At 60.5% G+C, this 26,130-nt stretch carries 22 protein-coding genes; 13 read left to right on the top strand and 9 right to left on the bottom strand.

The features are described from left to right. Window positions 1-71: 71 nt before the first annotated feature. Both BUA42_RS16690 and BUA42_RS16685 read left to right on the top strand, forming a co-directional pair. Window positions 72-1,760, top strand: a complete 1,689-nt coding sequence (locus tag BUA42_RS16690) for an acyl-CoA dehydrogenase family protein (protein ID WP_072779472.1) — start codon at window positions 72-74, stop codon at window positions 1,758-1,760. 181 nt (window positions 1,761-1,941) lie between these two features. Beyond that, on the top strand, window positions 1,942-2,265 hold the full coding sequence (locus tag BUA42_RS16685) for a hypothetical protein (RefSeq protein ID WP_072779471.1): 324 nt from the start codon (window positions 1,942-1,944) through the stop codon (window positions 2,263-2,265). A gap of 51 nt (window positions 2,266-2,316) precedes the next feature. On the opposite strand, the gene BUA42_RS16680 is transcribed toward BUA42_RS16685, so the two are convergent. Together BUA42_RS16680 and BUA42_RS16675 are read right to left on the bottom strand one after the other, a co-directional pair. Next, complete coding sequence (locus BUA42_RS16680) at window positions 2,317-4,818, bottom strand: GcvT family protein (protein ID WP_072779470.1); 2,502 nt, start codon at window positions 4,816-4,818, stop codon at window positions 2,317-2,319. A gap of 123 nt (window positions 4,819-4,941) precedes the next feature. After that, window positions 4,942-5,766, bottom strand: coding sequence for a hypothetical protein (locus BUA42_RS16675; protein WP_072779469.1), 825 nt, complete (start codon window positions 5,764-5,766; stop codon window positions 4,942-4,944). Window positions 5,767-6,034: 268 nt separating this feature from the next. Between BUA42_RS16675 and BUA42_RS16670 the strand changes: the two genes are divergently transcribed. The 8 genes from BUA42_RS16670 to rpe all read left to right on the top strand — a co-directional run bounded on the left by BUA42_RS16670 (window position 6,035) and on the right by rpe (window position 13,917). Next, window positions 6,035-6,475 carry a hypothetical protein gene (locus BUA42_RS16670; RefSeq protein WP_072779468.1) on the top strand — a complete coding sequence of 147 codons (441 nt, stop codon included), beginning with the start codon at window positions 6,035-6,037 and terminating at the stop codon, window positions 6,473-6,475. Between the two features lie 203 nt (window positions 6,476-6,678). Then, window positions 6,679-7,725, top strand: a complete 1,047-nt coding sequence (locus BUA42_RS16665; RefSeq protein ID WP_072779467.1) for a rod shape-determining protein — start codon at window positions 6,679-6,681, stop codon at window positions 7,723-7,725. A gap of 29 nt (window positions 7,726-7,754) precedes the next feature. Continuing rightward, window positions 7,755-8,660: a rod shape-determining protein MreC gene (mreC, locus tag BUA42_RS16660; protein WP_072779466.1), complete on the top strand. Its 906-nt coding sequence runs from the start codon at window positions 7,755-7,757 to the stop codon at window positions 8,658-8,660. Continuing rightward, window positions 8,660-9,196 (top strand): rod shape-determining protein MreD, encoded by a 537-nt coding sequence (locus BUA42_RS16655; RefSeq protein WP_072779465.1) that lies wholly within the window; start codon window positions 8,660-8,662, stop codon window positions 9,194-9,196. Before mreC ends, BUA42_RS16655 begins: the two co-directional genes overlap by 1 nt. Next, a complete protein-coding gene (mrdA, locus tag BUA42_RS16650) occupies window positions 9,193-11,136 on the top strand; it encodes a penicillin-binding protein 2 (protein ID WP_072779464.1) in 1,944 nt (647 codons plus the stop codon). The genes BUA42_RS16655 and mrdA overlap by 4 nt, the downstream gene beginning before the upstream one ends. Then, window positions 11,133-12,272 (top strand): rod shape-determining protein RodA, encoded by a 1,140-nt coding sequence (rodA, locus tag BUA42_RS16645; RefSeq protein WP_072779463.1) that lies wholly within the window; start codon window positions 11,133-11,135, stop codon window positions 12,270-12,272. Before mrdA ends, rodA begins: the two co-directional genes overlap by 4 nt. A gap of 3 nt (window positions 12,273-12,275) precedes the next feature. Beyond that, window positions 12,276-13,211 carry a 2-hydroxyacid dehydrogenase gene (locus tag BUA42_RS16640; protein WP_072779462.1) on the top strand — a complete coding sequence of 312 codons (936 nt, stop codon included), beginning with the start codon at window positions 12,276-12,278 and terminating at the stop codon, window positions 13,209-13,211. A gap of 25 nt (window positions 13,212-13,236) precedes the next feature. Then, window positions 13,237-13,917, top strand: a complete 681-nt coding sequence (rpe, locus tag BUA42_RS16635; protein WP_072779461.1) for a ribulose-phosphate 3-epimerase — start codon at window positions 13,237-13,239, stop codon at window positions 13,915-13,917. 3 nt (window positions 13,918-13,920) lie between these two features. Here rpe and BUA42_RS16630 read toward each other — a convergent pair whose 3' ends face one another. Further along, complete coding sequence (locus tag BUA42_RS16630; protein WP_072779460.1) at window positions 13,921-14,355, bottom strand: MaoC family dehydratase; 435 nt, start codon at window positions 14,353-14,355, stop codon at window positions 13,921-13,923. Further along, on the bottom strand, window positions 14,345-15,976 hold the full coding sequence (locus tag BUA42_RS16625) for a long-chain-fatty-acid--CoA ligase (RefSeq protein WP_072779459.1): 1,632 nt from the start codon (window positions 15,974-15,976) through the stop codon (window positions 14,345-14,347). The genes BUA42_RS16630 and BUA42_RS16625 overlap by 11 nt, the downstream gene beginning before the upstream one ends. Window positions 15,977-16,065: 89 nt before the next feature. Between BUA42_RS16625 and BUA42_RS16620 the strand changes: the two genes are divergently transcribed. Beyond that, window positions 16,066-17,085: an NADP-dependent oxidoreductase gene (locus BUA42_RS16620; RefSeq protein ID WP_072779458.1), complete on the top strand. Its 1,020-nt coding sequence runs from the start codon at window positions 16,066-16,068 to the stop codon at window positions 17,083-17,085. A 28-nt stretch (window positions 17,086-17,113) separates the two neighbouring features. Here the strand turns inward: BUA42_RS16620 and BUA42_RS16615 are convergent, their stop codons facing one another. From BUA42_RS16615 to BUA42_RS16590, 5 genes are all read right to left on the bottom strand, one after another. Next, entirely contained in the window at window positions 17,114-18,643 is a 1,530-nt protein-coding gene (locus BUA42_RS16615) for an ATP-dependent DNA helicase (protein ID WP_072779457.1), read from the bottom strand. 38 nt (window positions 18,644-18,681) lie between these two features. After that, complete coding sequence (locus tag BUA42_RS16610; RefSeq protein ID WP_072779456.1) at window positions 18,682-19,320, bottom strand: acyl-homoserine-lactone synthase; 639 nt, start codon at window positions 19,318-19,320, stop codon at window positions 18,682-18,684. A gap of 113 nt (window positions 19,321-19,433) precedes the next feature. Continuing rightward, window positions 19,434-20,162 carry a helix-turn-helix transcriptional regulator gene (locus BUA42_RS16605; RefSeq protein ID WP_072779455.1) on the bottom strand — a complete coding sequence of 243 codons (729 nt, stop codon included), beginning with the start codon at window positions 20,160-20,162 and terminating at the stop codon, window positions 19,434-19,436. 357 nt (window positions 20,163-20,519) lie between these two features. After that, entirely contained in the window at window positions 20,520-21,806 is a 1,287-nt protein-coding gene (gene ccrA / locus BUA42_RS16595) for a crotonyl-CoA carboxylase/reductase (RefSeq protein ID WP_072779655.1), read from the bottom strand. Between the two features lie 139 nt (window positions 21,807-21,945). Continuing rightward, complete coding sequence (locus BUA42_RS16590) at window positions 21,946-23,313, bottom strand: 1-acyl-sn-glycerol-3-phosphate acyltransferase (protein ID WP_072779453.1); 1,368 nt, start codon at window positions 23,311-23,313, stop codon at window positions 21,946-21,948. A 239-nt stretch (window positions 23,314-23,552) separates the two neighbouring features. On the opposite strand from BUA42_RS16590, the gene BUA42_RS16585 reads away from it, so the two are divergent. Then, window positions 23,553-25,529, top strand: coding sequence for a protein meaA (locus BUA42_RS16585; RefSeq protein ID WP_072779452.1), 1,977 nt, complete (start codon window positions 23,553-23,555; stop codon window positions 25,527-25,529). A 55-nt stretch (window positions 25,530-25,584) separates the two neighbouring features. Continuing rightward, complete coding sequence (locus BUA42_RS16580; protein ID WP_072779451.1) at window positions 25,585-26,064, top strand: hypothetical protein; 480 nt, start codon at window positions 25,585-25,587, stop codon at window positions 26,062-26,064. Window positions 26,065-26,130 lie beyond the last annotated feature (66 nt).

Raw genomic sequence — 26,130 nt, 5'->3', positions numbered from 1 at the left:
GACTTGGTATTTTTGTTGCGCTGCACCTGCAAAGTGCCTATTCAAGCGCAAAGCTGAAAAGGATGCGATTCATGGCCCACGACGGACAAGACCTCACCCTGACCACGGACATCATTCTGCCCGATCTGCTGACGCTGACCGCGGCCGCCGTTGATCCGGCCAACAAGGTGCTTGAGCTTGCGACGACCCGCGTCCGGGAGATGGTCGAGGCCGATGGCCGCGTCTCTGGCGCGCTGATCGAGGACAATCAGACTGCGGCGCATGGCCTGGCATGGCTTGCCACGTATGTCGAATCGCTCCGCCAGATGCAGGGCTGGGCCGAACGTCTGCAGGCCGATGGCAAATTCGGCGAGGTCGAGCAGCTGATCCACCAAATCGCCTTTGGCGAATACCTCTGGCAGATCTATGGCGGCATCCAGATGAATCAGGGCGAAATCGTACGCCTGCAGGATATCGGGCTGGGCCAGGACGACATGCGCGCACTGATGGCGCCCGAAGTCATGCGTCTCACGCAAGAAGGCAACACGCAGGCCGCACGGGTCCGCCTCGTAGAATTGATGCAGGAACGCAGCGCTGAATTGACCGTCGGGGCGTGCGGCCTTGATGACGAGCTTGACATGATCCGCGAACAGTTCCGCCGCTTCTCGGTCGACAAGGTCGAACCCTACGCCCACGAATGGCACCTTAAGGATGAACTCATCCCGATGGAAATCATCGACGAGTTGGCCGAAATGGGTGTCTTCGGCCTGACCATCCCCGAGGAGCATGGCGGTTTTGGTCTAACGAAGAATTCCATGTGCGTCGTTTCGGAAGAACTATCTCGGGGTTACATCGGCGTCGGCTCGCTCGGCACCCGGTCCGAGATCGCGGCGGAGTTGGTGATCGCTGGCGGCACGGATGAGCAAAAAGAAAAGTGGCTCCCGGGTCTCGCGTCCGGCGAAATCCTTCCGACCGCCGTGTTCACGGAACCGAACACGGGCTCCGACCTCGGCTCGCTCCGCACGAAGGCTGTGAAAGACGAAAACGGTGACTGGATCATCAATGGCAACAAGACGTGGATCACCCACGCCGCGCGCACCCATGTGATGACCGTCCTCGCCCGCACCGTGCCCGACACCGACAACTACAAAGGCCTGTCGATGTTCATGGCAGAGAAAACGCCGGGCACCGACGAGGCGCCGTGGCAGGACCCCGGCATCTCGGGCGGAGAGATCGAGGTGCTCGGCTATCGCGGCATGAAGGAATACACCGTTAACTTTGACGATTTCAAAGTGAAGGGTGAGAACCTCTTGGGCATGGAAGAGGGCAAAGGCTTCAAACAGCTGATGGAGACCTTCGAAAGCGCCCGCATCCAGACCGCCGCCCGCGCCATTGGTGTGGCACAATCCGCGCTGGACGAAGGCATGGCCTACGCGCAGGACCGCAAGCAGTTTGGCAAGGCGCTCATCCACTTCCCGCGCGTCGCGTCGAAACTGGCGATGATGGCAGTCGAGATCATGATCGCGCGCCAGCTCACCTACTTCTCGGCTCGCGAAAAGGATGAAGGCCGTCGCTGCGACCTCGAGGCTGGCATGGCCAAGCTGCTTGGCGCGCGCGTCGCTTGGGCCGCCGCCGACAACGCGCTGCAAATCCACGGTGGCAACGGGTTTGCGCTTGAATACAAGATCAGCCGCATCCTGTGTGACGCGCGGATCCTGAACATCTTTGAGGGTGCCGCCGAGATTCAGGCTCAGGTCATCGCGCGACGGCTTCTGGGGTAACCCCAACCGTCGCAGACAGTGTTGAGCCCCGCTTCGGCGGGGCATCTTCTGTTGCCCACAACCGTCAGCCGAACCGACCTACAGCGATTACTTGCCGGGTCATAAACTTCAAAATTGCCACGGCGGCAGCCACCGTGCATCGTGATCGAGATAATCGAACGGGTTTCACGGGTGGCCGGACATGAAACGACGCACGCTTGCCTTGGCGCTCCTGACTTCGATCACGGCAACCGGCGCCGTGGCCGAGATGATCGTCGTCAACGGACGCTATGTCGTTCCGAAAGACACTGTTCGTGGCTATTTCTACCGTCAAAGCGATCAACGCATGGTGTTCGACGTGCGTTGGAGCGACTGGTCCACCCAGTACCGCTGCGACGATGAATACGACCAAGACCGCATTCTCGCCGCTTCGCTGAACCTCAATCTGAAGATCAACAGCGCGACCGATGTCGACTTCGAGGATTTCCTCAAAGCCGAAGGCTTCACGGGATGCGCGAAGTTCTAGATCGCCGGATCGTCATCCTTGTGACGTCCGGCGCTCTTGGGAACCGATGCTTCAGCCGTCGATCCGGATACGCTCGTTCTTGGGATCGTACGGGCTGTCCTCGACAACTTCGGCATCCCAAAGCTGATCGAACATCTTCACCTTCAGCTTGGTCCCCGGCACAGCCAGATCGGGCGTCACGTAGCCAATGCCAATCGACTTTCCGAAGGCCACCGAGTAGCCGCCAGACGTCAAACGCCCGACGCGTACCTCTCCGTCATAGAGCGCCTCGCGTCCCCACGGATCGGCATCGTCCGGCCCGTCAATCAACAGCGTGCAGCACTTGACCCGAACACCGGTCTTCTCCAGCGCCGCCTTTCCGTAGAAGTCCTTGGATAGGTCCACAAACCGAGGCAGATCCGCCTCCAGCGGCGTCGCATCCCGGCCCAGTTCGGTGCCGAAAGCACGGTAGGATTTTTCCTGCCGCAACCAGTTTTGCGCGCGCGCCCCTACGAGCTTCATCCCGTGCTTCGCCCCGGCCGCCATTAACTGGTCCCAAAGGTAGTTTTGCATCTCGATGGGATGGTGCAATTCCCAACCCAACTCACCGGTATAGGCCACACGGATCGCCCGCACCGGGCACATGCCCAGTTCAATCTCGCGCATCGACAGCCACGGGAAGCGCTTGTTACCGAGCACCGTCGACGGATCGGCATCCTTGACCAACTCGTTCAGGACATCCCGCGATTTCGGACCGGCGATGGCGAACACACCCCATTTCGTGGTCACATCCTCTTCGTTGATGCGCCCGAACTCGGCTTCCTTTTCCATGATCGCCTTGTAGAGGAAATCCTCGTCATAGGCGTGCCAACCTCCTGCGCTGACAAGGTAATAATCATCCTCGGCCACCCGCACGATCGTGTACTCCGTCCGCGTCGTGCCGTGCGAAGTCAACGCATAGGTCAGGTTGATGCGCCCGACTTTGGGCAGCTTGTTGGTGGTGAACCAATCCAGAAACGCCGTCGCACCCGGACCGCTGATGCGGTGCTTGGCAAAGGCGGTGGCGTCAATCAGGCCAACACCTTCCCGGATCGCCTTGGCCTCCTTGACCGCATATTGCCACCATCCCCCGCGCCGGAACGACCGTGCGTCGTGATCGAAAGTTTCACCTACTTCCAGAGGCCCGTAATAGTTCGGCCGTTCCCATCCGTTCACGCAGCCAAACTGCGCGCCCAGCGCCTTTTGCCGATCGTACGCTGGCGCCGTACGAAGCGGACGACAGGCGGGGCGTTCTTCATCCGGGTGGTGCAGGATATAGACGTGCTCATACGCCTCTTCGTTCTTCCGCGCGGCGTATTCGGTGGTCATCCACGACCCGTAACGCTTGGGGTCAAGCGACGCCATGTCGATCTCGGCCTCACCGTTCACCATCAATTGCGCAAGGTAGTACCCTGTGCCACCCGCCGCCGTGATGCCGAAGGAAAAGCCCTCGGCTAGCCACATGTTCTGCAAGCCCGGCGCAGGCCCAAGAAGCGGGTTGCCATCCGGCGTGTAGCAAATCGGACCGTTGAAATCGTCTTTCAGCCCCACCGTTTCCGATGTCGGGATACGGTGGATCATGCTCATGTACTCTTCCTCGATCCGCTCCAGATCGAGTGGGAACAGGTCGGCCCGGAAACTGTCCGGCACACCATATTCGAACCGCGCGGGCGCATTGCGCTCATAGGGGCCAAGAATCCAGCCACCGCGTTCCTCGCGCACATACCACTTGGCATCGGCATCACGCAGGACCGGATGTTCCGGGTTACCTGCCTTCCGCCATTCCACCAGAGCCGGGTCGGGCTCTGTCACGATATACTGGTGTTCCACCGGGATCGCCGGGATCTTGATCCCCAAAAGCTGCGCCGTGCGCTGCGCGTGGTTTCCGGTTGCTGTGACGACATGTTGGGCGTGGATCACCGTCTGCTCATCAGACGGCACAAGGTTGCCGCCCTTCTCGACCATCTTGGTCACGGTGACATCCCAGTGGTCGCCGGTCCAGTGATACGAATCCACTTGCCACTTGCGTTCGATCACGACACCTCGCTGCCGCGCGCCCTTGGCCATCGCCATCGTCACATCGGCCGGATTGATGTAGCCATCCGTCGGATGATAGATCGCGCCGACGAGGTCTTCCGTCCGCACCAGAGGATACCGCTCCTTGATCTGCGCGGGCGAGAGCCACTCGTACGGCACATCACAGGTCTCGGCCGTCGTGGCGTAGAGCATGTATTCGTCCATCCGCGCCTGGCTTTGCGCCATGCGCAGGTTGCCGACGACCGAAAAACCGGCGTTCAGCCCCGTTTCCTCTTCAAGCGTCTTGTAGAACTTGATCGAATAGTCGTGGATATGCGTCGTCGCGTAGGACATGTTGAAGTAGGGCAGCAAACCCGCCGCATGCCAGGTCGAGCCCGACGTGAGCTCGTCACGCTCCAGCAGCATTACGTCGTCCCAGCCCGCCCGCGCGAGGTGATAGGCAATCGACGTGCCAACGGCACCGCCACCGACAACCAAAGCTTTGACATGCGTTTTCATGGGTCTTCACTCCAAGGCGTTTGCCCAAGTGAATACCCTGCCCCTGCACGCCGCGCGAAACCTTCCCGACCCGTTGCAGCAGGAAAACGACGCGCCGTTGAAACGGTGACTTGAAACGCGTCGTCAGTCCTCGGAACGGGCGCGTGGGGTCACGGATGACGAAACATCGCCAGATTGTTGGACCACGGCCACTTGCTTTGGTGCCGACGCGGCGGACAGGTCTCGCAATTCCGACCAGTCAGTTGTGTTCAGAAACGCATTCAGCGCATCGTCACTCGCCCGCGTGATAAGGTCGAGACGCACATCCCCGATATACCCGACAAAGGCCCGCAATTCGTGCGGAAGCGGTCCGTTGCTGGCCCGTTCCAACGCGCTTACATGCTCCACCCACTCGATGCCCTGCATCATGCCGAACGGCATTGTGTCAGAGATACTGTCGAAATGGTTCGTGATGGCCTGATCGTAGCGCTGCCAGACCGGGTGTGCGACCGGCTTGTCGGGATCGGTCACATAGAGGTCAATACGGCTGTCTCCCAGCCTGTAGGTCCGTGTCGTGTTGCGCAGGTAGGCGTTGAAAATCGCGTGATCCGTTTGCGACAAGCGCTGCAACTCCGGCTCCATATGACCAATAGCGGCATCGAGGATTTCGTCGCTTGCGTTCCACTGTGACGTGCTGAAGAGCTCGTTATCATCCGTGTCAATATAAGCTTCTGCCGTCCACCCTTCCGGGGCATCTGGCAAAGCGATCAATACCAGTTGCGACCGGCTCAGGGCGACCGTCATCGCGCCACCCATGTCGCCGAAGCGATCCATCACTGTGGTGACATAAACGCGGGTGTCGAACTCACCCTCTGCCCGTTCCATCTGGGTCCAATAATCCCAGACGGCCACCAGAAGTCCGATACCGACTACAAAGAATGCAATCGACAAAGCCCGCAAAACCCACATCGGAAATCTCCTTACCAAACGGCAACATGCTGATCGCAAATCAGGGCGAGGTTTTGGCAATGCTGCGAAAATGGCGGGTCATTCACCAAGGTGCGAAGTGACCGCTTACCGGTGTTGGGCAATCAACGGAAACAGTCGTCAGACATGCCCAAGATCGTCTCTTTTTCTACCATTGAAATGTGCAAGATGCCGCGAAAATGGCAAAGTTACGACGCATGCGCGCCTCGTTCGAAACCAAGAATTGACGCAAAGCGAAATGAGGCTCCCCATGCTTGGTAAACTGTTCGGAACACTCGTCAAATTCACGTTCTACGCCCTTGGAACCGTGGCGGTGATCGGCGTTTGGGACTTCACCCGAGAGGCTGAAGCAGCCCGCCTGACGCCGGAACCCGACTACACAATGGAACGCTACGTGGCATCGCTGACGGACCGCTACGGCGACGACGTGCAGGCCGCGACCGAAGTTGCACTTGAAACTGCTAAGACCGGTCTGACCGCCGGGCTCGAATGGGCGCAAAACACTGGTGCGATTGAAAAACTCGGCATCGAAGAGCACGCCAAGAGCCTTCAGATGCTGATTGCGCCCCAGGCAGAGCCAGCCATCGAGGCGGCGATTGCCACTGAAGGTGCAGTTGTGCAGATGGCCTCCGCTGCCGGGCATCTGGCCCCGGAGACATCCCTTCTTCCTCGAGCTCGCGTGACACAATAAGACACCCGACCTCCGGCGCGGTCAAAACCAAGAGGCCAAGGAAAATCTGCGCCAGAGCGACGTTGCGAAACACGCGGCAAATTCATGCCAGCAATGCGTCCAGAGGCCCTTTCGCACCTGCGAAACCAAGCCTATAAGACCCTCGGCCTGCGACCCGATAGAGTCGCGGGCCTAAGACATATTGGCTTGGGGCGGGACGCAAAATGCTGGGACTGGACAAATTGCTGGGCATGTTTTCATCGGACATGGCCATCGACCTTGGGACAGCCAACACGCTCGTCTACGTGAAGGGGCGCGGCGTTGTCCTGTCCGAACCCTCCGTGGTCGCCTATCACATCAAGGACGGACAAAAGAAAGTCCTCGCCGTTGGCGAAGACGCAAAGCTCATGCTGGGCCGGACGCCGGGCTCGATCGAGGCCATTCGCCCCATGCGCGAAGGCGTGATCGCCGACTTCGATGTTGCCGAGGAAATGATCAAGCACTTCATCCGCAAAGTGCACAAGCGGTCGACCTTCTCCAAACCCAAGATCATCGTTTGTGTGCCGCACGGGGCAACCCCGGTTGAAAAACGGGCGATCCGGCAATCTGTGCTGTCAGCGGGCGCGCGCAAGGCGGGCCTGATTGCCGAGCCCATCGCGGCGGCCATTGGCGCGGGCATGCCAATCACCGACCCTACGGGCAACATGGTCGTCGATATCGGCGGCGGCACCACGGAAGTGGCCGTTCTGTCGCTTGGCGATATCGTTTACGCCCGCTCCGTGCGTGTCGGTGGCGACCGGATGGACGAAGCCATCATCAACTATCTGCGCCGCCAACAGAACTTGCTGGTCGGTGAATCCACGGCCGAGCGCATCAAGACCTCCATCGGAACAGCACGCATGCCGGATGACGGGCGCGGGTCCTCAATGCAGATCCGGGGTCGTGACCTTTTGAACGGTGTGCCCAAGGAGACCGAAATCAGCCAGGCGCAGGTGGCAGAGGCGCTGTCCGAGCCGGTGCAGGCGATCTGCGAGGCGGTGATGACGGCGCTTGAAGCCACACCGCCTGACCTCGCCGCCGACATCGTCGACCGGGGCGTGATGCTCACCGGCGGTGGCGCGCTTTTGGGCGATTTGGACCTCGCATTGCGCGAACAGACGGGTCTTGCCGTGTCTATCGCCGATGAGAGCCTCAACTGCGTGGCGCTCGGTACCGGCAAAGCGCTCGAATACGAAAAACAGCTGCGCCACGCGATTGACTACGATAGCTGAACCCATCACCCTTTCGGGAAGGGGGATCTTTGGCAAAGGACAGATCCAATAGCGAAGACTACACCACACCGCTAAGGCGCTTGCTCTTGGCGATCATGGTGATGTGCCTGCTTGGCCTGTTCTTCCTGTGGCGCATCGATAGCCCCCGGGTCGAACGCTTCCGCGCGGCAGTGATCGACACCGTGATGCCCAGCTTCGACTGGGCGATGGCCCCCGTCACCGCCACCGTGAACATCGTTCGAGATTTCCAAAGCTACCAGCGGATCTACGAGCAGAACCAGGAATTGCGCCGCGAACTGCGCCAAATGACCGCTTGGAAGGAAGCCGCGCTTCAGCTGGAACAGGAAAACGCCAAGCTACGGGACCTGAACAACGTGCGCCTTGACCCGCGCCTGACCTATATTACCGGGGTTGTCCTTGCCGATTCCGGCTCTCCCTTCCGTCAATCCGTTTTGATCAATGTCGGGTCGCGCGACGGGATTGTTGACGGATGGGCAACAATGGATGGCACCGGGCTCGTCGGCCGCATCTCTGGTGTTGGCGCAAATACCAGCCGCGTGATCCTGCTGACCGATGCCACCAGCCGCATTCCGGCAACCATCCAACCCTCGGGCCAACGCGCACTGATCGTCGGCGACAACACCTCTGCACCGCCAATCGACTTCCTTGAAGATCCCGATCAGGTGCGTCCCGGCGACCGGATCGTGACTTCCGGGGACGGAGACGTCTTCCCACCGGGACTTCTGATTGGTCAGGTCGCACAAGACCCCGGCGGACGCCTGCGCACACGGCTTGCGGCAGATTATGAACGGCTGGAATTCCTGCGCGTCCTCCGCGACCACGGAGCGCGCCGTGTATCTAATCCGTCGGCGCTGATCCTGCCGGAAGCACCACCGAGTCAAACCGCCACGCCGGACACCGAGGTCAGCCAGTAATGGACCAGAACCTCCTGCAACTCTGGGGCATGCGCGCTGCCTTCGCATTCACGGCTCTCGTGATCCTGTTCTTTCACCTCTTGCCGCTCGACGCCGCACCCAGCCGCTGGGCCGGACCAGACGTCCTGACGGCCATGGTCTTTGCCTGGGCGGTGCGCCGACCGGATTACGTGCCCATCGTGCTGATCGCGCTCGTCATGCTGATTGCGGATTTCCTGCTACAGCGCCCGCCGGGTCTTTGGTCCGTGCTGGTCCTCTGCGCAGCAGAATGGCTCAAATCCCGCGAACGCCGTCAGCGCGAAACGACCTTTGCGCTTGAATGGCTGACCTTTGCCGGTACCCTGATTGTGATTACGCTCCTCTACCGGGCGGTGATGATGGTCCTTATTCTGGCCCCGGGCACACTCACGCTGAGCCTTATTCAGGTGGCCATGACCATCGCGGTCTACCCGCTGGTTGTCGGAGTGTCCTACTTCGTGTTCGGGGTGCGCCGGAGCGCCCCCGGTGATGTGGATCGGTTGGGACGCGGGCTATGAGGAGGGCACCGAAAGATACCGCGGAAAGCATCCGCAAAATCTCGCGACGGGGTGTGATCCTCGGCGGCGTACAATTGGCGTTTGCCGGTGCGCTTGGCCTTCGCATGCAGCACCTGCAGGTCGATCAGGCCGATGAATTCCGCCTGCTCGCCGAAGAAAACCGCATCAATATCCGCCTGATCCCGCCCACCCGTGGTCAGATTTTCGACCGCAACGGCGCGATCCTGGCGGCGAACGAACCGTCCTACCGGATCACCATCGTGCGCGAGGACGCCGGAAACGTCGATGACGTGATCCTGCGACTGTCCTCGCTGGTTGAACTGGACGAAGACGAATTGAACCGCGCTCTGGCCGAAATGGAGCGCAGCGCGCCGTTCCTACCCGTCACTGTGGCCGAACGCGTTACGTGGGAGGACATCAGCCGCGTCGCGGTCAACGCCCCCGCCCTACCCGGTGTCACACCAGAGGTCGGCCTGTCCCGCTTCTACCCCCGTCGCGGCGACTTTGCCCATGTCGTGGGCTATGTTGGCCCGGTCAGCGAACGCGATCTCGCGCGGTACGAAACGCCGGACCCGGTTCTGCGCATCCCGCGCTTCCAGATCGGCAAGGTCGGGATCGAGGCACGACACGAAGAAGACCTGCGCGGGCGTGCCGGCGCGAAGCGCGTCGAGGTCAACGCCGTCGGCCGCGTTATGCGCGAACTCGACCGGCGTGAAGGCACACCGGGTGCCGATCTTCAGCTTACCGTCGACAGCAAGCTGCAAAGCTACATTCAGGCCCGCCTTGGCGAGGAAAGCGCATCCGTCGTTGTGATGGACGTTCAGAATGGCGACCTTCTGGGCATCGCGTCGTCCCCGTCGTACGACCCGAACAAATTCGTGCGCGGCATCTCGGTCGCTGATTTCGGCGAATTGCGCGACAATGATCACCGTCCGCTTGCCTCGAAAACCGTGCAGGACGCCTATCCACCGGGATCGACCTTCAAGATGGTGACCGCACTCGCCGCGATGGATGCGGGTCTGGTCGCGCCCGACGAAACCGTCTGGTGCCCCGGCCACATGGAGGTCGGCGGCCGCCGATTCCACTGCTGGAAACGCGCCGGTCACGGGCACATGAACCTCGAACTGTCTTTGCGCGAAAGCTGCGACGTCTACTACTACGATCTCGCCCTGAAAGTCGGCATCGACCGTATCGCGGCGACCGCAAAGCGCCTCGGGCTCGGTCAGGTGTTTCCGATCGGCATGTCGGCGGTTACGCAAGGGTTGATCCCCAACAAGGAATGGAAGCGTGCCGAACGCGATGCGGACTGGCGCATCGGCGATACGGTCAACGCATCTATTGGACAAGGCTACGTTCTGTCTTCGCCGCTGCAACTGGCCGTGATGACGGCCCGGCTCGCCACCGGCACCGCGGTCGAGCCGCGCCTTGTCCGCAGTGTCGATGGTGTGGAAAAGGCGCTCCGGGGCGGTGAGAGCCTAGGCTTCAACGAAAACCACCTGCGCCAGATCCGCCGCGCCATGTACGCCGTGTCCAACAACAGGCGCGGGACCGCCTATGGCTCGCGTATCATCGACGACGCGGTGCGCATGGCAGGCAAGACCGGCACCAGCCAGGTTCGCAACATCACTGCCGCCGAACGCGCACGCGGTGTGACGCGCAACGAAGATCTGCCATGGAACCGACGCGACCACGCACTGTTCGTGAATTACGCGCCGTTCGACAATCCGCGGATCGCTGTGTCGGTCGTGGTCGAACACGGCGGAGGCGGGTCGCGCGCGGCAGCGCCCATCGGGCGGGACGTCACCCTGCAAGCCTTGTTCGGGGATGATCCCCCACTTGAAGCCTACCCAGCGAAGGACCGCGACCGCATTCGCGAACAGCAGGAGCGTCTGCAACAGGTTTTGCGAGCCAATGACACCGACGGACGCGGCCGCGCATGAGTTATCTTGAATATACCGTCAAAACCGTCCCGGCGGGCTGGCGCAAGATGCTCTTCATCAACTGGCCGCTGGTCGTCCTTCTGACCGCGATCACTGGCGTCGGCATCCTCATGCTCTATTCGGTCGCCGGTGGCTCCATGACCCCCTGGGCCGAGCCGCAATTGAAACGCTTCGCGCTTGGCCTCGCGCTCATGTTCATTGTCGCGATGGTGCCGATCTGGTTCTGGCGCAATATGTCCGTGATGGCCTACCTCGTGGCGCTTGCGCTTTTGATCGCTGTCGAGTTTTTCGGCTCCGTCGGTATGGGCGCCCAACGCTGGATCGACCTCGGGTTCATGCGACTGCAGCCGTCGGAACTGATGAAGATCGCGATGGTGATGGTTCTTGCCGGTTATTACGACTGGTTGCCGATGAAGCGGGTCTCACACCCGTTCTGGGTGCTGGTGCCGGTGTTCATCATCCTGCTGCCAACCTTCCTTGTCCTGACCCAACCCGACCTCGGCACTGCGATCCTGCTCGTCGCGGGCGGCGGGTTGATGATGTTTCTGGCTGGTGTGCACTGGGCGTATTTCGCCACGCTCTTGGCGGCAGGGATCGGCGGCATCTACACGGTCTTCCTGAGCCGCGGTACGGATTGGCAGTTGCTCAAAGACTACCAGTTTCGACGCATCGATACCTTTCTCGACCCAAGCTCCGATCCCTTGGGCGCGGGCTATCACATCACTCAAGCCAAGATCGCCATGGGCTCCGGCGGCTGGACCGGGCGGGGCTTCATGCAAGGCACGCAATCGCGGCTCAACTTCCTGCCGGAAAAACACACCGACTTCATCTTCAACACGCTGGCCGAAGAGTTCGGCTTCATCGGTGGCATGTCTCTGCTGATCCTGTACGTGCTGATCCTCATCTTCTGCATTGTCTCCGCACTTCAGAACCGCGACCGATACTCCTCGCTTCTGATCCTCGGGATCGGCGTGACATTCTTCCTGTTCTTCGCCGTCAACATGTCGATGGTCATGGGACTTGCACCGGTCGTCGGTGTGCCTCTGCCGCTGGTGAGCTACGGTGGATCGGCCATGCTGGTCTTGATGATTGCGTTCGGGCTGGTACAGAGCGCACATATCCACCGCCCGAGGTAAACCATGCCCGTCAATGTCCTGTTCGCGGCCCACAAATCCCGCTGGGCGCAATACGAGGCGCCCTTGCGCACGGCGCTTGACGACATCGGTATCGATTACGCTCTGGCAACGGAATGTCCACCCGAAGATGTGGACTACATCGTCTACGCGCCGAACTCGCACGTACAGGATTTCACGCCTTATACCCGCCTGAAAGCCGTCCTGAACCTTTGGGCCGGTGTCGAAGACGCCGTTGGCAACCCGACACTCACGGTCCCTTACGCCCGGATGGTCGATGAAGAGGGTCTTACGCAAGGCATGGTTGAATGGGTTACAGGTCACACGCTGCGCCACCACCTCGGAATGGACGCGCATATTGTGAACCCGAATCACGTCTGGAATGCCGATGCGCCGCCCGTATCGGCCGACCGCCCCGTCGGTATCCTGGGACTGGGAGAGCTCGGCTCCGCCTGTGGTCAGGCCCTCCGTCGTCTCGGCTTCCCGGTCACCGGCTGGGCACGCAGCCCCAAATCGGTGGACGGCATCCCCTGCGAAACGGGGCAGGACGGTCTGGAACGCGTGTTACGTCAGTCGCAAATCCTGATCCTGCTTCTGCCCAGCACACAAGCAACCGAGAACACGCTGAATGCGGACACACTCGCAATGCTGCCAAAGGGCGCGTTCATCATCAATCCGGGCCGCGGTCCGCTGATCGACGACGACGCGCTTCTTGCGGCACTCGACAGCGGACACATTGCCCACGCGACGCTTGATGTGTTCCGGCAAGAACCGCTGCCCAAGGACCACCCCTACTGGTCCCATCCGAAGGTCACGGTCACCCCGCATATCGCGTCCGAGACGCGTCCACCCAGCGCGGCCCGTGCCATTGCCGAGAACATCCGTCGAGGCGAAGCCGGTGAGCCGTTCTTGTACCTTGTGGATCGCGACGCAGGCTACTAAGGGCTTTGGCCAAAGGAGCTGCCCCATGAAATTTGACCGTTCGGTAAAAATCGCCCCCTCCATCCTCGCCGCCGATTTCGCCAATTTCGGGGCCGAGATCGAAGCGGTCGAGGCGCAGGGCGCGGACTGGATCCATGTCGACGTGATGGACGGGCACTACGTGCCGAACATCACTTTCGGTCCGGCGATGTGTGCCGCGATCCGCCCGCATATCAAGACAGTCATGGATGTGCACCTGATGATTGCCCCGGTCGATCCGTATATTCAGGCCTTCGCCGACGCCGGCGCGGACGTGATTACGGCACACCTGGAGGCGGGCCCGCACATCCACCGCACCCTTCAGGCAATCCGCGCGACCGGTGCTAAGGCCGGGCTGGCGCTAAACCCCGGCACCCCGGCCGAAGCCGCGGCCCCGGTGCTTGATCTGGTCGATCTGATCTGCGTGATGACCGTGAACCCCGGGTTTGGTGGTCAGAAGTTCATTCATTCCTGCGTGCAGAAAGTGACCGAACTGCGCGAGATGATCGGGGACCGAGAGATCCATATCGAAATCGACGGTGGCGTCGATCCAACCACCGCACCGCTGGTCCGGGCCGCCGGGGCGGACGTTCTGGTGGCAGGCTCCGCCGCGTTCAAGGGCGGCTCCGTGTCGAACCCGGCGCCGTACGGCGAAAACATCAAGGCGATCCGCGACGCGGCAGAGTAGCACTCAGCCGTTCACCTCGAACACATTGATCCACTTCGCAACAAGCGCGGGTTTGTCGACCCCGTCGATCTCGACCGCGACGTCCCAAACAACGTCATAGCGTCCCGGCTTCTCGGTCACGTCACCGACCTCGAACCGCCCTCGGATCTGCTGTCCGGCCCGCACCGGAGAGACGAACCGAATACGGTCGAACCCGTAGTTCAGGCTTTGCACCAATCCCGGCACATCGGGTTGCACATCGTAGGACATGGCCGACAGCATCGACAGGGTCAGAAATCCGTGCGCCATCGTCCCGCCTTGCGGCGCCATCCGCGCGACGTCGAGATGGATATGCTGCCAATCCTCGGTCACGCCGGCAAAGGCGTCGATCCGCGTCTGGCTCATCTCGTACCAGCGCGAATAGGACATCGGCATGTTTCGCAAGGCATCAGCCGACATCGGGCAGCGTGTAATCCGCAAACTGCTTTCGCAGGGTCAGTTTCGATACCTTGCCCGTCGCCGTCAGCGGCAGGGCATCGACATAAAGCACATCATCCGGCAACTGCCACTTCGCGAAATGCGGCTCCATGAGGGTGTGGAATTCCTCCAGCGGCGGATGCTTCCCGTCCTTACCAACGACCACCAATACGGGGCGCTCGTCCCATTTCGGATGCGCAATCGCGATCACCGCACAATTAGCCACGTCGGGATGGGACATCGCGACATTCTCCAAATCAATGGAGCTGATCCACTCGCCGCCCGACTTGATCAGGTCCTTCGACCGGTCCTGAATGCTCAGATACCCGTCCGGCGAAATGCTCGCCACGTCACCTGTGCCGAACCAACCCTCGGCATCGACAGCACCCTTCGTCGCCTCGTCATTGTCGAAATACCCAGCGACAACACCGTTGCCGCGCACGTAAAGCTCACCAACGGCCTCTCCGTCATGCGGCAGGCGCTGTCCATCGTCGCCAACGATCTTCAGATCAACGCCGAACATCCGCCGACCCTGAAGCGATTTCAGCGCCATGCGATCTTCAAATGGCTTGTCCTGCATCGTGACCGGCAACTGACCGGTTGTTCCTACCGGGCTCATCTCGGTCATGCCCCAGGCGTGGCAGACGTCGATATCCATCTTCTCAAAGAACTCGATCATGCTGCGCGGCGCGGCAGAGCCACCAATCACGACCTGATCCAGTGCAGAAGGCGGTTTGCCCCGCGCGTCGATCTCGGCGCGCAGGCCAAGCCAGACGGTCGGCACACCCCAGCTTGCCGTGACCTTCTCGTTCTCCATGAGATCGTAAAGCGACGGGCCGTCCAGTTTTCCGCCCGGCATGATCAAGGACGCCCCGACAATCGGCGCGGCATAGGGCATGCCCCAGGAATTGACGTGGAACATCGGCACCACGGGCAAAAGACGCGCGCCTTCGTGCAGCGACCGTGGGATGGTGACGGCCACAAACAAGGCGTGCAAGACCGTCGACCGATGAGAGTAGAGCGATCCCTTCGGATGGCCGGTCGTGCCGGACGTGTAACACAGCCCGGCCGCCGTTTCCTCCGGCAACTCGGGCCAGTCATAGTCTGTGTCCTGCGGTGCAAGAAGGTCTTCGTAACACAGGACATCCAGCGTTGTGTCCGGCATATGCGCGGCATCCGTCATCGCCACGATCTGCAAATCTGACGGCAATTGATCCTGCAACGCCTCGAGGATTGGAATGAAGGTCACATCGGTGAAGAGCACCCGATCATCGGCGTGGCTCAGGATGTAGATCATCTGTCCCGCCGACAGGCGCGGGTTGATCGTGTGGCAGACCGCGCCCATCCCGGAAATCGCGTAGTACAGCTCGAAATGGCGATACCCGTTCCAGGCCAGCGTCGCCACCCGGTCACCATGCCCGACCCCCAGCGCCTTCAGCGCATGGGCCAGCTTGCCTGTCCGCGCATATGTTTCACGATAGCTCTGACGGTGCAGATCACCTTCGGTCCGCACCGAAACGATCTCTGCATCTGCATGAATTTCCGCCCCGTATTTCAGGATCTCAATCACCGATAACGGGCGATTCATCATCTGTCCCAGCATCCGGCCCTCCCTTGCCTTCTGCATCCCTTGTCCCGATACACTAGGCGCGAACCCGACACACGCAACCGCAAACCGCGCAGAGGTTTTTCATGTCCGACCAAATGTCCCGCATCACGCTCGCCCGACGCCCCTCTGGCGCCCCCGTTCCCGACGATTTCAAATTGGTGACAGAGGCGCGTCCCGAACCTGCAGAAGGCGAGGTGCTGATCGAAGTCACCCACCTCTCGCTCGATCCGTACATGCGCGGACGCATGGATGACGCGAAAAGCTACGCACCCTCGGTTGATATCGGCGGCACGATGACCGGTCAGGGCGTCGGACGTGTGATCGCCAGCAAGGCGGACGGGTTCACCAAAGGTGACATGGTCACCGGCATGACCGGGTGGGCCAGCCATGCTTGCCTGCCTGCGTCCGAGCTTCACAAACTCGACGGCACTCTACCGCCTTCGACGGCTCTTGGCGTTCTGGGCATGCCAGGCCTGACCGGCTGGGTCGGGTTGCACAGATTCGGTCAACCCAAGGCGGGCGAGACGCTGGTGGTCGCGGCCGCAACGGGCCCGGTCGGGTCGATGGTCGGTCAACTTGCCAAGGCGGTGGGCCTTCGCACAGTCGCCATTGCGGGTGGACCTGAGAAGTGCGCGCTTGCCACGGACACGTTCGGCTTTGACGCCGCCATCGACCACCGTGCGCATGACGATGCGCGATCGTTGCGCAAGACCATCGCAGAGGCCGCGCCAGACGGCGTCGACATCTATTGGGAGAACGTGGGCGGCAAGGTGCTCGATGCCGTCATGCCATTGATGAACGTGCACGGACGCATCCCGGTGTGCGGGATGATCGCGTGGTACGGCGGCGCGAATGTCGAGGACACCAACCAGCTGCCCGCGATGTGGCGCAGTATCCTCGTGAAGCGGCTACAGGTCTCCGGCTTCATCATCTTCGACCACTGGGATCAGTATCCCGCGTTCCTCGCCGATGTCGGCCCCAAGGTTGCGGCGGGCGAGATCGCCTATCTCGAAGACGTGGCCGAAGGATTGGAAAACGCGCCCTACGCCTTCATCGCAATGCTGAAGGGCGGCAACACCGGAAAACAGATCGTCAAGCTGTAGGTCGGACACCCATGTCCGACCCAAGTCGCTAGAACTCCGCTTCGACCTCGAGCGCCAATGGCGCAGCCGGAGCCGCGCGCAGATCGTCGATCTGCAATGGCCCGGACGGTTTCGACAACCGGTTCCGCACCACCCAGTGCAACCGCTCTGACGCCCGTGTGATCGCGACATAGGCCAGCCGTTTCCAGAGCGGCTGACCCGCTTCGACCCGCCCCATCCGGGCCGCCGCATAAAGATCAGGCGCGAACACCTGAACCTCGTCCCATTGCGACCCTTGCGCCTTGTGGATCGTCACCGCCGCGCCATGCAGGAACGTCGCCCCCATGCGGGCTGCGAAAGGAATGAACGGCTCTTCCTCGTCGGGCTTTTCGATCTTCACGATCGACGCCGCTGACACCTGCGGGTCTTCGGCGCCCATCACGTGCAGGCGCGAAAACCCGGGCTTGCGCCCCGGTCCGAGATAGATCACCTGCGCCCCTTTTATAAGCCCGCGCGCCTCAAGGTCCAACCGCTTCTTGCGATGCTTGAGCGGCAATTCGATCCCGTCGCAGATCAACGGCTCGCCCTCCAGCAGCGCTTCTTCCGGCGCACCATGTACCGACCGGAAAGCGTGGATCAGCCGAATGCGCGTTGCGTTCCGCCAGACCAGAACCGGAGACCGTGCCATCAGGTCAACCTCGACCCGCTGGCCCCAGACAACGCGATCATCGCGACGCGCCGTGTCCTCCACCATGCGCTCGAAATCCTCGAAACCCAGGTCCGGATCTGCCAGGGCATGAGCCAGATCGAGGATCGGGTTATCCGCGTCCTGCCGGTGAATGCGGTTCAGGTTGACGATCTGGCTCTCGGCCAGCGTTTCGAACACCATCTTGCCGGACTGATTGACAGGAGCAAGCTGCGCCGGGTCTCCGAACAATAGCAGGTTCGGGAAGATCTCGCGCAGATCCTCCACCTGCCGTTCGTCCAACATCGACGCCTCGTCGATGAACCCGATGTCGAGCGGGTCTTCCCGCCGCTTCCACCCGGTGATGAAGTCCGACCCGCGCAACCCTGCCGCCGCCAATGCCGCCGGGATGGACTTATGCGCCTCGTAGGATGCCTTCGCCCGCTCCAGCCCGACCTCGGTCAGCCCTTCGATCTCGGGCTGATCCCCCTGCCCCATCAGCCATTCCGCGATCCGTTCGTATTCGGGATCGTAGACCGGCGTGTAGAGGATGCGGTGAATGGTCGTCGCCGGCACACCGCGCATCCTAAGGACACTCGCCGCCTTGTTGGTCGGCGCAAGGATCGCCAGCGTCCGACGATCTTTGCGCCGCCGCCCCTCGTAATCGCCCGAGACCACATCAACGCCCGCCGCCTGTAATGCCTTGAACAGTTCCGCCAGCAAAAGCGTCTTGCCCGATCCGGCCTTGCCCGTGATCGCCATGATCTTCGTTTTGCCGTCTCGCGGCGGCAGCAAAAGCCCCTCATCCAGATCGATCCCCGCCTCGCGCAGCATGTCCGACACGCGGTCATGCGCTTCGGCCTGGTCGTCGGAATAGGTCAATGCGGTGGTCATGCCCGGACCCTATCCGCCCGGGCCGAGAGGTGCCAGCGTCAGGCGACGCTTGTTTCGGGCAATCGCTGCGCGTCTCCGAACGATGCCTCGAACCATCGTCTTGACGCCTCCAATGACACGCCCGCAACCCGCGCCACACGTCGTTGCGCCGCCTCGGAAAACTCCCACAAACCGACGCTGATCGCCTGCCTGCCGAACCCGGTCGTCCCCAGGACTTCGGGCGCCGCCCCGATCCGGTTGTAAATGCGCACCATGCGTGCGTCGAAGACACCGACGAAATGCTTGATGCCGAAGCCCTCCATGATCTCGCCCCCGGCCAACATCAGCGCCGCTGCGGTGCCCGGCTCTGTGTTGCGCGAGAGGCAGAACCGTGTGCATTCCCAGATGAACGGGCTTTGGAAGGCGACGCCCCCGGTCGAATCGAGGAAATGCTCGTTCACCATGGTGCGCCCGGTTGTCGGCAAAAACCGCATCGACCCGCCATGCGTGCCATCCGCCCTCTCCCAGATCACGTAGAGCGGATTGAGCGTGTCGTAGATGTCGCGCTCCTGCCCCGCCGCGTCGACCTCGACCTCCCAGCCCAGCCGCGTCTTGAACTGATCGGCGCGGTCTTCGAACATCGTGCGGGCAAGTCTCGGAAACTTCGTCAGTTGGTCGGCATACAGGTATCGAATCATCAGCGCGTCCTCCGTTGCTGGAGGCCAAGCTGAGGCTCAGTGGTAAACGATATCCTGCCTTACCGCGCTGCGGGTGTTGCGCACGTAATGCGCGCCCGCCGCCCCGAAGCACATCACACCACAATCTGCCCGCGCGACATGGCGCGCGCCACGGCATGCGTCGTGTTCAGCGCGCCAAGCTTGAAGCGCGCGCTTTCGATATAAACCCGCAACGTATGCTCCGAGATATTCAGCGTATCCGCCACCTGGGCACGGCTGTACCCGACCGCAAGCAATGTCATCGTTTCCACCTCACGCGGCGACAGTTGCTGCGTCGGTTCGGGCTTCCGGCCCGGCTCAAGCCGCAGGGCGGTTTGATTGAAGTAATGCGCGTACAGGATCAGGTCGCGACGGTTCAATTCGGTGAAACTGTCCCACTCCTCATCGCCGCAGGTATGCGAAACGGTGAAAAGGGCGAATTGACCGTTCGGCCCACGGATCGGGATGGAGAACCCCTGGTTGCCAATCCCGTGGTCAGCCGCGTCTTTCTGAAACGCGCGGGCGGCTTTGCTGGACCAGTCGAGGCGTTTCCAGTCTACCGGATGGAACCGCTGGTAACACCCGATGACAACCGGATCGATCCGCAGATATCCCTTTTCTAGGTATCGCACGACCCATTTCGGGTCGTAAGTTCCGCAACCGTATTGTTCACCGTTGCTCGAAACCCAGTGATACACCATGTCTTCGATGGCGTAGTGATCGCGCAGCCATTCGATTGCGCTTTGCAATTCATCAAGACGATCCGCGCATTCCAACCGCGCGATCACGTCGTCCAATTGCGGTACTTTCTGTAAGAATCCCACGGTCTGTCCCTTTACCGTGTGACACAAGCTCTGCCTGCGCAACGAGCTGGGTATCGTCCAGCTTATCTGCCAGGGCTTCGAGACCATTCGCCGATGCGAATGTCTTGAGGTCGGTCAACACATCTATGATCCAATCATGTCCCATATAAGCGTCACCTCCAGATGGTTAATAGATCGTTAATACAACCATAGCATGTACACATATTTGACAAAATTCCCTGATTTCCCCTCCCCAGAAATGGTGAGACAGAGATCTGCACAATTTGGATTTGGCTGCATCGACCTTTCGCGTGAAAAAACCCGCGCGGCAGTCATTGCCACGCGGGTTCGATCTAGCAGGAAGAAGTAATCAGTTCGTTACGATCTGGCCGCCAAAGCGTCTTCAAATGTGCGCAATCCAGTCTTCGGCGATTGTACCAAAACCGCCATATTTCCCGGCTTGTGTTCATTGCGCAGCATCTTCGTGTGCGCCTGCGGAATCTCGTCCCATGGGAACACTTCCGACATGCACGGGTCGAGACGACGCTCCACCATGAGCTGGTTGGCCGAAGATGCCTGTTTCAGGTGCGCAAAGTGCGATCCTTGGAGGCGCTTCTGGTGCATCCACATGTAGCGCACGTCGAAGGTACAGTTGAACCCGGTGGTTCCCGCACAAATCACGACCATGCCGCCCTTTTTACAGACAAGCGTAGAAACCGGGAACGTGCTTTCACCGGGATGCTCGAACACCATGTCGACGTTCACACCCTTGCCGGTGATATCCCAGATCGCCTTGCCGAACTTGCGCGCTTCCTTGAGCCATTCGTTATATTCCGGCGTATTCACCGTTGGAAGCTGACCCCAGCATTTGAAGTCTTTGCGGTTGATGACGCCCTTGGCCCCCATCGACATCACGAAGTCACGCTTGCTCTCGTCCGAGATCACACCAATCGCGTTCGCGCCAGCCGTGTTCGCCAACTGGATCGCATAGGACCCAAGGCCACCCGACGCGCCCCACACCAGAACGTTCTGGCCGGGCTTCAGGTCATGCGGCTCGTGCCCGAACAACATCCGGTATGCCGTGGCGAGCGTCAGCGTATAGCACGCTGCCTCTTCCCAGGTCAGGTGCTTGGGGCGCGGCATAAGCTGCTGGGCTTGCACACGGGTGAACTGCGAAAACGATCCGTCATGCGTCTCGTAACCCCAAATGCGCTGGCTCGGCGAATACATCGGGTCGCCACCGTTGCAGTGCTCGTCGTCGCCGTCATCCTGGTTGCAGTGGATGACCACCTCGTCTCCCACTTTCCAGCGCTTCACCTTGTCGCCGACTTTCCAGACGATGCCCGACGCGTCAGAGCCTGCAATGTGATACGGTTGCTTGTGGCCGTCAAACGGGCTGATCGGCTGGCCCAAACCGGCCCAGACACCGTTGTAGTTCACGCCAGCGGCCATCACGAGGACCAGCACTTCGTGGCTGTCGATCTCCCACGTGTCGACGACTTCAATCTCGAACGCCTTCTCCGGCTCACCATGACGCTCGCGGCGAATGGCCCACGCGTACATCTGCTTCGGGACGTAGCCCAGCGGCGGCATCTCACCGATTTCGTACAAATCCTTTTCCGGCGCGTCGTATTCCGCAATTCCGGTTTGCTGGTCGAGAGCCATCGAAGCCTCCATAAGGTTATGTCACAACTGTGCCGCAACGCAGAATCGCAGCATCTGACCCTGCAATATGACCCAGATTGAAATTTTGCAACAAGATTTAAGTCAATTTTGTAATTTTATGACCGAGCGGATGCAGAATTCATTGTGCAGCCGCAGAACGATCGCCCACAACATGCGCAATTGAATTCGCATAGAACAAAGCCAGCGCGCGCTTGGACGGGGCAATGGACAAGGCCTCGTCTTCCTCCATCACGATTCCCCGTTCGATCAGGGTCCGTAGACCGAATTCGCAGGCATAGGCCGCATCATTTCGCGGCAAATGAACCTGAGCATCCTTCAACCGGTCCAACTCCTCGGTGAATGCCATGGACAGCATCTCGCGCGATAGTGGACCTTTGTCCAAAAGCAGTGACGTCACCAACGGCACCGGCAGAATGGGCACAGCCTCTGCAATGCGCTGCATGATCAGCTCGGAAACCGCCTCTGGTCGGTCGATACCACCCGGCACTTCACTCAGCAGCACAGGCTTTCCGAAACTCACCGCAGCATAGCCGAACCGATGGAAACGTCGGGTGATCCGCAACCAGAGTTGCCGCAGGATCGCCTTGAACACCACGCTGATCCGCGCCCGGAACCGCCGTGTTCCGGCCTCCTGAGCTTTGATCAGGATGGTGTCCTCCAACACGCGGTCGTAGTTTAACGCCACAGGTACGAACACCACATCGCGATTGGCCGCGTCCGATCCTTCGAGGATGTATTTCAGGATACCCACCTTCGGCTGCGCCAGGCTCCCGTTTAGGCTCAACCCACCCTCGGGAAACACCGCTTGCGTCACGCCCGCGCCCGTAGATTGCTGAACGTAGCGCGCCAGAACCTTGCGATACAGATGATCGCGCGATTTCCGCCGGATGAAGTACGCGCCCATCGCACGGATCAGCCGCGACAGCGGCCAGACACGCGCCCATTCACCCACGGCATAAGACAAGGCGGACCGATCCGCCGCAAGATACGTGACCAAGACATAATCCATGTTCGACCGGTGATTCATGACGAAGACCACCGTCGCTTCGGGGTCGACATCCGCGAGCCCCACATCATGATGCACCATGCGCACCCGATACAGGGACGTGCTCAAAAGCCGGGCCGCGCGGATCGCAAATCCGAAATAGGCCCACGCCGAGAATGACGGCACAATCTCACGCGCGTACCGCCGTGCCCGCTCGAAAGCCACGTCCTCGCGCACACCAGTTTCTTTGGCATGCGCCACAATCGCTTCGGTCACTTCGGGGTCGTACACCAGTCGCTGGATCATGTCCTGCCGCCGAAGCAGCTTGAACGGCTGAATGGGCCGCTCCAACCGCTGGTTCAGCTGTGCCACGGCCTTTTCCATACGTCGCCGAAAGAACCAGCGCACGGACGGAAACAGGAAATGCGACGCAAAGGTGACACCCGCGAACAACAAGATGAGCAGGAAGGCCCAAAGCGGAAGCGTCACGGACTGTGTCATGCGCACCACCGTGGCGAGGCCCGTGCACAACTGCAAGCCTCAAGACCAAAGCATGACGCCATTCCCGCCAACTGCGCGCAATTGGCCCTGCCAATCCGACCCAAATTCCGCTAGCCTTCGGCAATGCAGCAATTCAAAATGCGCCGCAGCGCAGCGAATTGACAGAGACATAATGTTTCGCGTATTGAGCGCAGAACGCAACAAGATTACCTGGGCGAATCTGCCCCATCGGAGGTGATATGACCGACGCACAGACCCCGACCCGTGACCGCCCGTGGCTCATTCGTACCTATGCCGGGCACTCGACCGCTCAGGCCTCCAACGCGCTTTACCGGTCGAATCTCGCCAAGGGTCAAACCGGTCTTTCCGTCGCTTTCGACCTGCCCACGCAAACTGGCTACGACAGCGACCACGTGCTGGCACGCGGTGAGGTCGGCAAGGTGGGCGTGCCGGTCAGCCATCTGGGCGATATGCGCACGCTTTTCGACCAGATCCCGCTGGAACAGATGAATACCTCGATGACGATCAACGCGACTGCGCCATGGTTGCTCGCGCTTTACGTTGCCGTAGCCGAAGAACAGGGCGCGGATATCTCGAAACTCCAGGGCACCGTGCAGAACGACCTCATCAAGGAATACCTGTCGCGCGGCACCTATATCTGCCCACCGAAGCCATCGCTCAAGATGATCGGGGATGTCGCCGAGTACTGCTACACCAACATTCCCAAATGGAACCCGATGAACGTCTGTTCCTACCACTTGCAAGAGGCCGGCGCGACACCGGAACAGGAACTCTCCTTCGCTCTCGCCACTGCCATCGCCGTACTGGACGAGCTAAAACCCCGCGTCCCAGCCGAAGACTTCCCGGCGCTCTGCGGTCGTATCTCCTTCTTCGTCAACGCAGGCATCCGCTTCGTCACCGAGATGTGCAAGATGCGCGCCTTTGTGGACCTCTGGGACGAAATCCTCGAACAGCGATACGGCGTCGAAAACCCCAAGTTCCGCCGCTTCCGGTATGGCGTGCAGGTCAACTCGCTTGGCCTGACCGAACAGCAGCCCGAAAACAACGTCTACCGCATTTTGATTGAAATGCTCGCCGTGACCCTGTCGAAAAATGCCCGCGCCCGTGCGGTGCAGTTGCCCGCTTGGAACGAAGCGCTAGGTCTGCCCCGCCCGTGGGATCAGCAATGGTCAATGCGCATGCAGCAGATCCTCGCCTACGAAACCGATCTTCTTGAATACGACGACCTGTTCGACGGCAACCCGGCAGTAGACCGCAAGGTTGAAGCCTTGAAAGAAGGCGCGCGCGCCGAACTTGCCAACCTTGATGCTATGGGCGGTGCAATCGGCTCTATCGAATACATGAAAGGCCGTCTGGTCGACTCCAACGCCGATCGCCTGAACCGCATCGAACGCAACGAAACCATCGTTGTCGGCGTGAACAAATGGACCGATGGCGAACCAAGCCCGCTGCAAACCGAAGATGGCGGCATCATGGTTGTCGACCCAGCCGTAGAACAGGAACAGATTGACCGCCTGAACGCGTGGCGGGCCGAGCGCAACGATGGCGAAGTCAAAGCCGCACTGGCCGACCTGCGCGCCGCCGCCAAGGAAGGCAAAAACGTCATGCCCGCTTCCATTGCCTGCGCAAAGGCTGGCGTGACCACCGGTGAATGGGCCGGCGAAATGCGCGCCGTCTTCGGCGAATACCGCGGTCCGACCGGTGTCTCAAAGTCTGTCAGCAACAAGACAGAAGGCCTCGAAGACCTGCGCGCCGCTGTTGACGCCGTCAGTGACAAGCTTGGTCGCCGCCTGAAATTCCTCGTCGGCAAACCGGGCCTCGACGGCCACTCGAACGGTGCAGAACAAATCGCCTTCCGCGCCCGCGATTGTGGCATGGACATCGATTACGAAGGCATCCGCCTCACCCCCGATCAGATTGTGGCGGCCGCGCAGGACAACGAAGTTCATGTCGTCGGCCTGTCGATCCTTTCGGGCAGCCACATCCCCTTGGTCGAAGACATGATGACCAAAATGCGCGAAGCCGGGCTTGGCCATGTGCCGGTCATTGTTGGTGGTATCATTCCCGACGACGATGCCGACCGCCTCCGCGCAATGGGCGTTGCAAAGGTCTACACCCCTAAAGACTTCGAACTGAACGCCATCATGATGGATATCGTGACCCTCGCCGATCCCAAAGCGGTGGCAGCCGAATGAAAGCTGCGCCATATTCCGCGCTCATTGTTTCAATCCACCAGTCCAAGGGGCATTCATGATCCGCTTTTCTCTCGTCCTCACCGCAGCCCTTTTTCCGTTTGCCGCAACAGCCGAAACGCAGCTCGAACGTCTTGAGGTCATTTCGGAACAAATGAACGACGCCATGTTCGACGCGATGATCCGCATGGTGGAAAACGAAGGCGGCAATCCCGAACCTCTCCGCGAGAAAGTTCCAGACAGCGCGTGGAATGATGAATACCGCGACGCCGGGGCCTGCATGCTCGACCGTTTCACAGAGGCTTCGAGCGCCGGTGCCGTGGATGACATGCTCGACAAGATGGAAGCGTTCATCCCGCAATTGGCGAACATGGATCTCGACGCCATGGGTCAGGATAACGATTTCCTGCCTGAGGGTATTTCCGAAGACTTTTCGATTCAGGTAAATGAGGAATGCGGATTGACCGATTTAATGTTGGACAGGATGGAGCAATCCGGCTTTATGGCCGCGATGATGCAATCCATGGCTGGTAACTGACGCCAAACCGCATCAAAGACGAACAACCTCGAATTGCAATTTCACGCCCATAAATTGCATTTTTGG

This window comes from Marivita hallyeonensis, from assembly GCF_900129875.1.
Lineage (GTDB): Bacteria > Pseudomonadota > Alphaproteobacteria > Rhodobacterales > Rhodobacteraceae > Marivita > Marivita hallyeonensis.
This window is presented reverse-complemented; position numbering and strand designations above follow the sequence as displayed.

What these genes read in the sequence shown, in the direction of transcription:
- mrdA (WP_072779464.1), top strand. Translation starts at nt 9,193, where the DNA reads ATGAGGAGGGCACCGAAAGATACCGCGGAAAGCATCCGCAAAATCTCG.
- ccrA (WP_072779655.1), bottom strand. Translation starts at nt 21,806, where the DNA reads ATGGCTCTCGACCAGCAAACCGGAATTGCGGAATACGACGCGCCGGAA.
- BUA42_RS16590 (WP_072779453.1), bottom strand. Translation starts at nt 23,313, where the DNA reads ATGACACAGTCCGTGACGCTTCCGCTTTGGGCCTTCCTGCTCATCTTG.
- BUA42_RS16680 (WP_072779470.1), bottom strand. Translation starts at nt 4,818, where the DNA reads ATGAAAACGCATGTCAAAGCTTTGGTTGTCGGTGGCGGTGCCGTTGGC.
- BUA42_RS16585 (WP_072779452.1), top strand. Translation starts at nt 23,553, where the DNA reads ATGACCGACGCACAGACCCCGACCCGTGACCGCCCGTGGCTCATTCGT.
- BUA42_RS16615 (WP_072779457.1), bottom strand. Translation starts at nt 18,643, where the DNA reads ATGACCACCGCATTGACCTATTCCGACGACCAGGCCGAAGCGCATGAC.
- BUA42_RS16690 (WP_072779472.1), top strand. Translation starts at nt 72, where the DNA reads ATGGCCCACGACGGACAAGACCTCACCCTGACCACGGACATCATTCTG.
- BUA42_RS16640 (WP_072779462.1), top strand. Translation starts at nt 12,276, where the DNA reads ATGCCCGTCAATGTCCTGTTCGCGGCCCACAAATCCCGCTGGGCGCAA.
- BUA42_RS16610 (WP_072779456.1), bottom strand. Translation starts at nt 19,320, where the DNA reads ATGATTCGATACCTGTATGCCGACCAACTGACGAAGTTTCCGAGACTT.
- rodA (WP_072779463.1), top strand. Translation starts at nt 11,133, where the DNA reads ATGAGTTATCTTGAATATACCGTCAAAACCGTCCCGGCGGGCTGGCGC.
- BUA42_RS16630 (WP_072779460.1), bottom strand. Translation starts at nt 14,355, where the DNA reads ATGTCGGCTGATGCCTTGCGAAACATGCCGATGTCCTATTCGCGCTGG.
- BUA42_RS16665 (WP_072779467.1), top strand. Translation starts at nt 6,679, where the DNA reads ATGCTGGGACTGGACAAATTGCTGGGCATGTTTTCATCGGACATGGCC.
- rpe (WP_072779461.1), top strand. Translation starts at nt 13,237, where the DNA reads ATGAAATTTGACCGTTCGGTAAAAATCGCCCCCTCCATCCTCGCCGCC.
- BUA42_RS16655 (WP_072779465.1), top strand. Translation starts at nt 8,660, where the DNA reads ATGGACCAGAACCTCCTGCAACTCTGGGGCATGCGCGCTGCCTTCGCA.
- BUA42_RS16580 (WP_072779451.1), top strand. Translation starts at nt 25,585, where the DNA reads ATGATCCGCTTTTCTCTCGTCCTCACCGCAGCCCTTTTTCCGTTTGCC.
- BUA42_RS16670 (WP_072779468.1), top strand. Translation starts at nt 6,035, where the DNA reads ATGCTTGGTAAACTGTTCGGAACACTCGTCAAATTCACGTTCTACGCC.
- BUA42_RS16620 (WP_072779458.1), top strand. Translation starts at nt 16,066, where the DNA reads ATGTCCGACCAAATGTCCCGCATCACGCTCGCCCGACGCCCCTCTGGC.
- BUA42_RS16625 (WP_072779459.1), bottom strand. Translation starts at nt 15,976, where the DNA reads ATGCTGGGACAGATGATGAATCGCCCGTTATCGGTGATTGAGATCCTG.
- BUA42_RS16685 (WP_072779471.1), top strand. Translation starts at nt 1,942, where the DNA reads ATGAAACGACGCACGCTTGCCTTGGCGCTCCTGACTTCGATCACGGCA.
- BUA42_RS16675 (WP_072779469.1), bottom strand. Translation starts at nt 5,766, where the DNA reads ATGTGGGTTTTGCGGGCTTTGTCGATTGCATTCTTTGTAGTCGGTATC.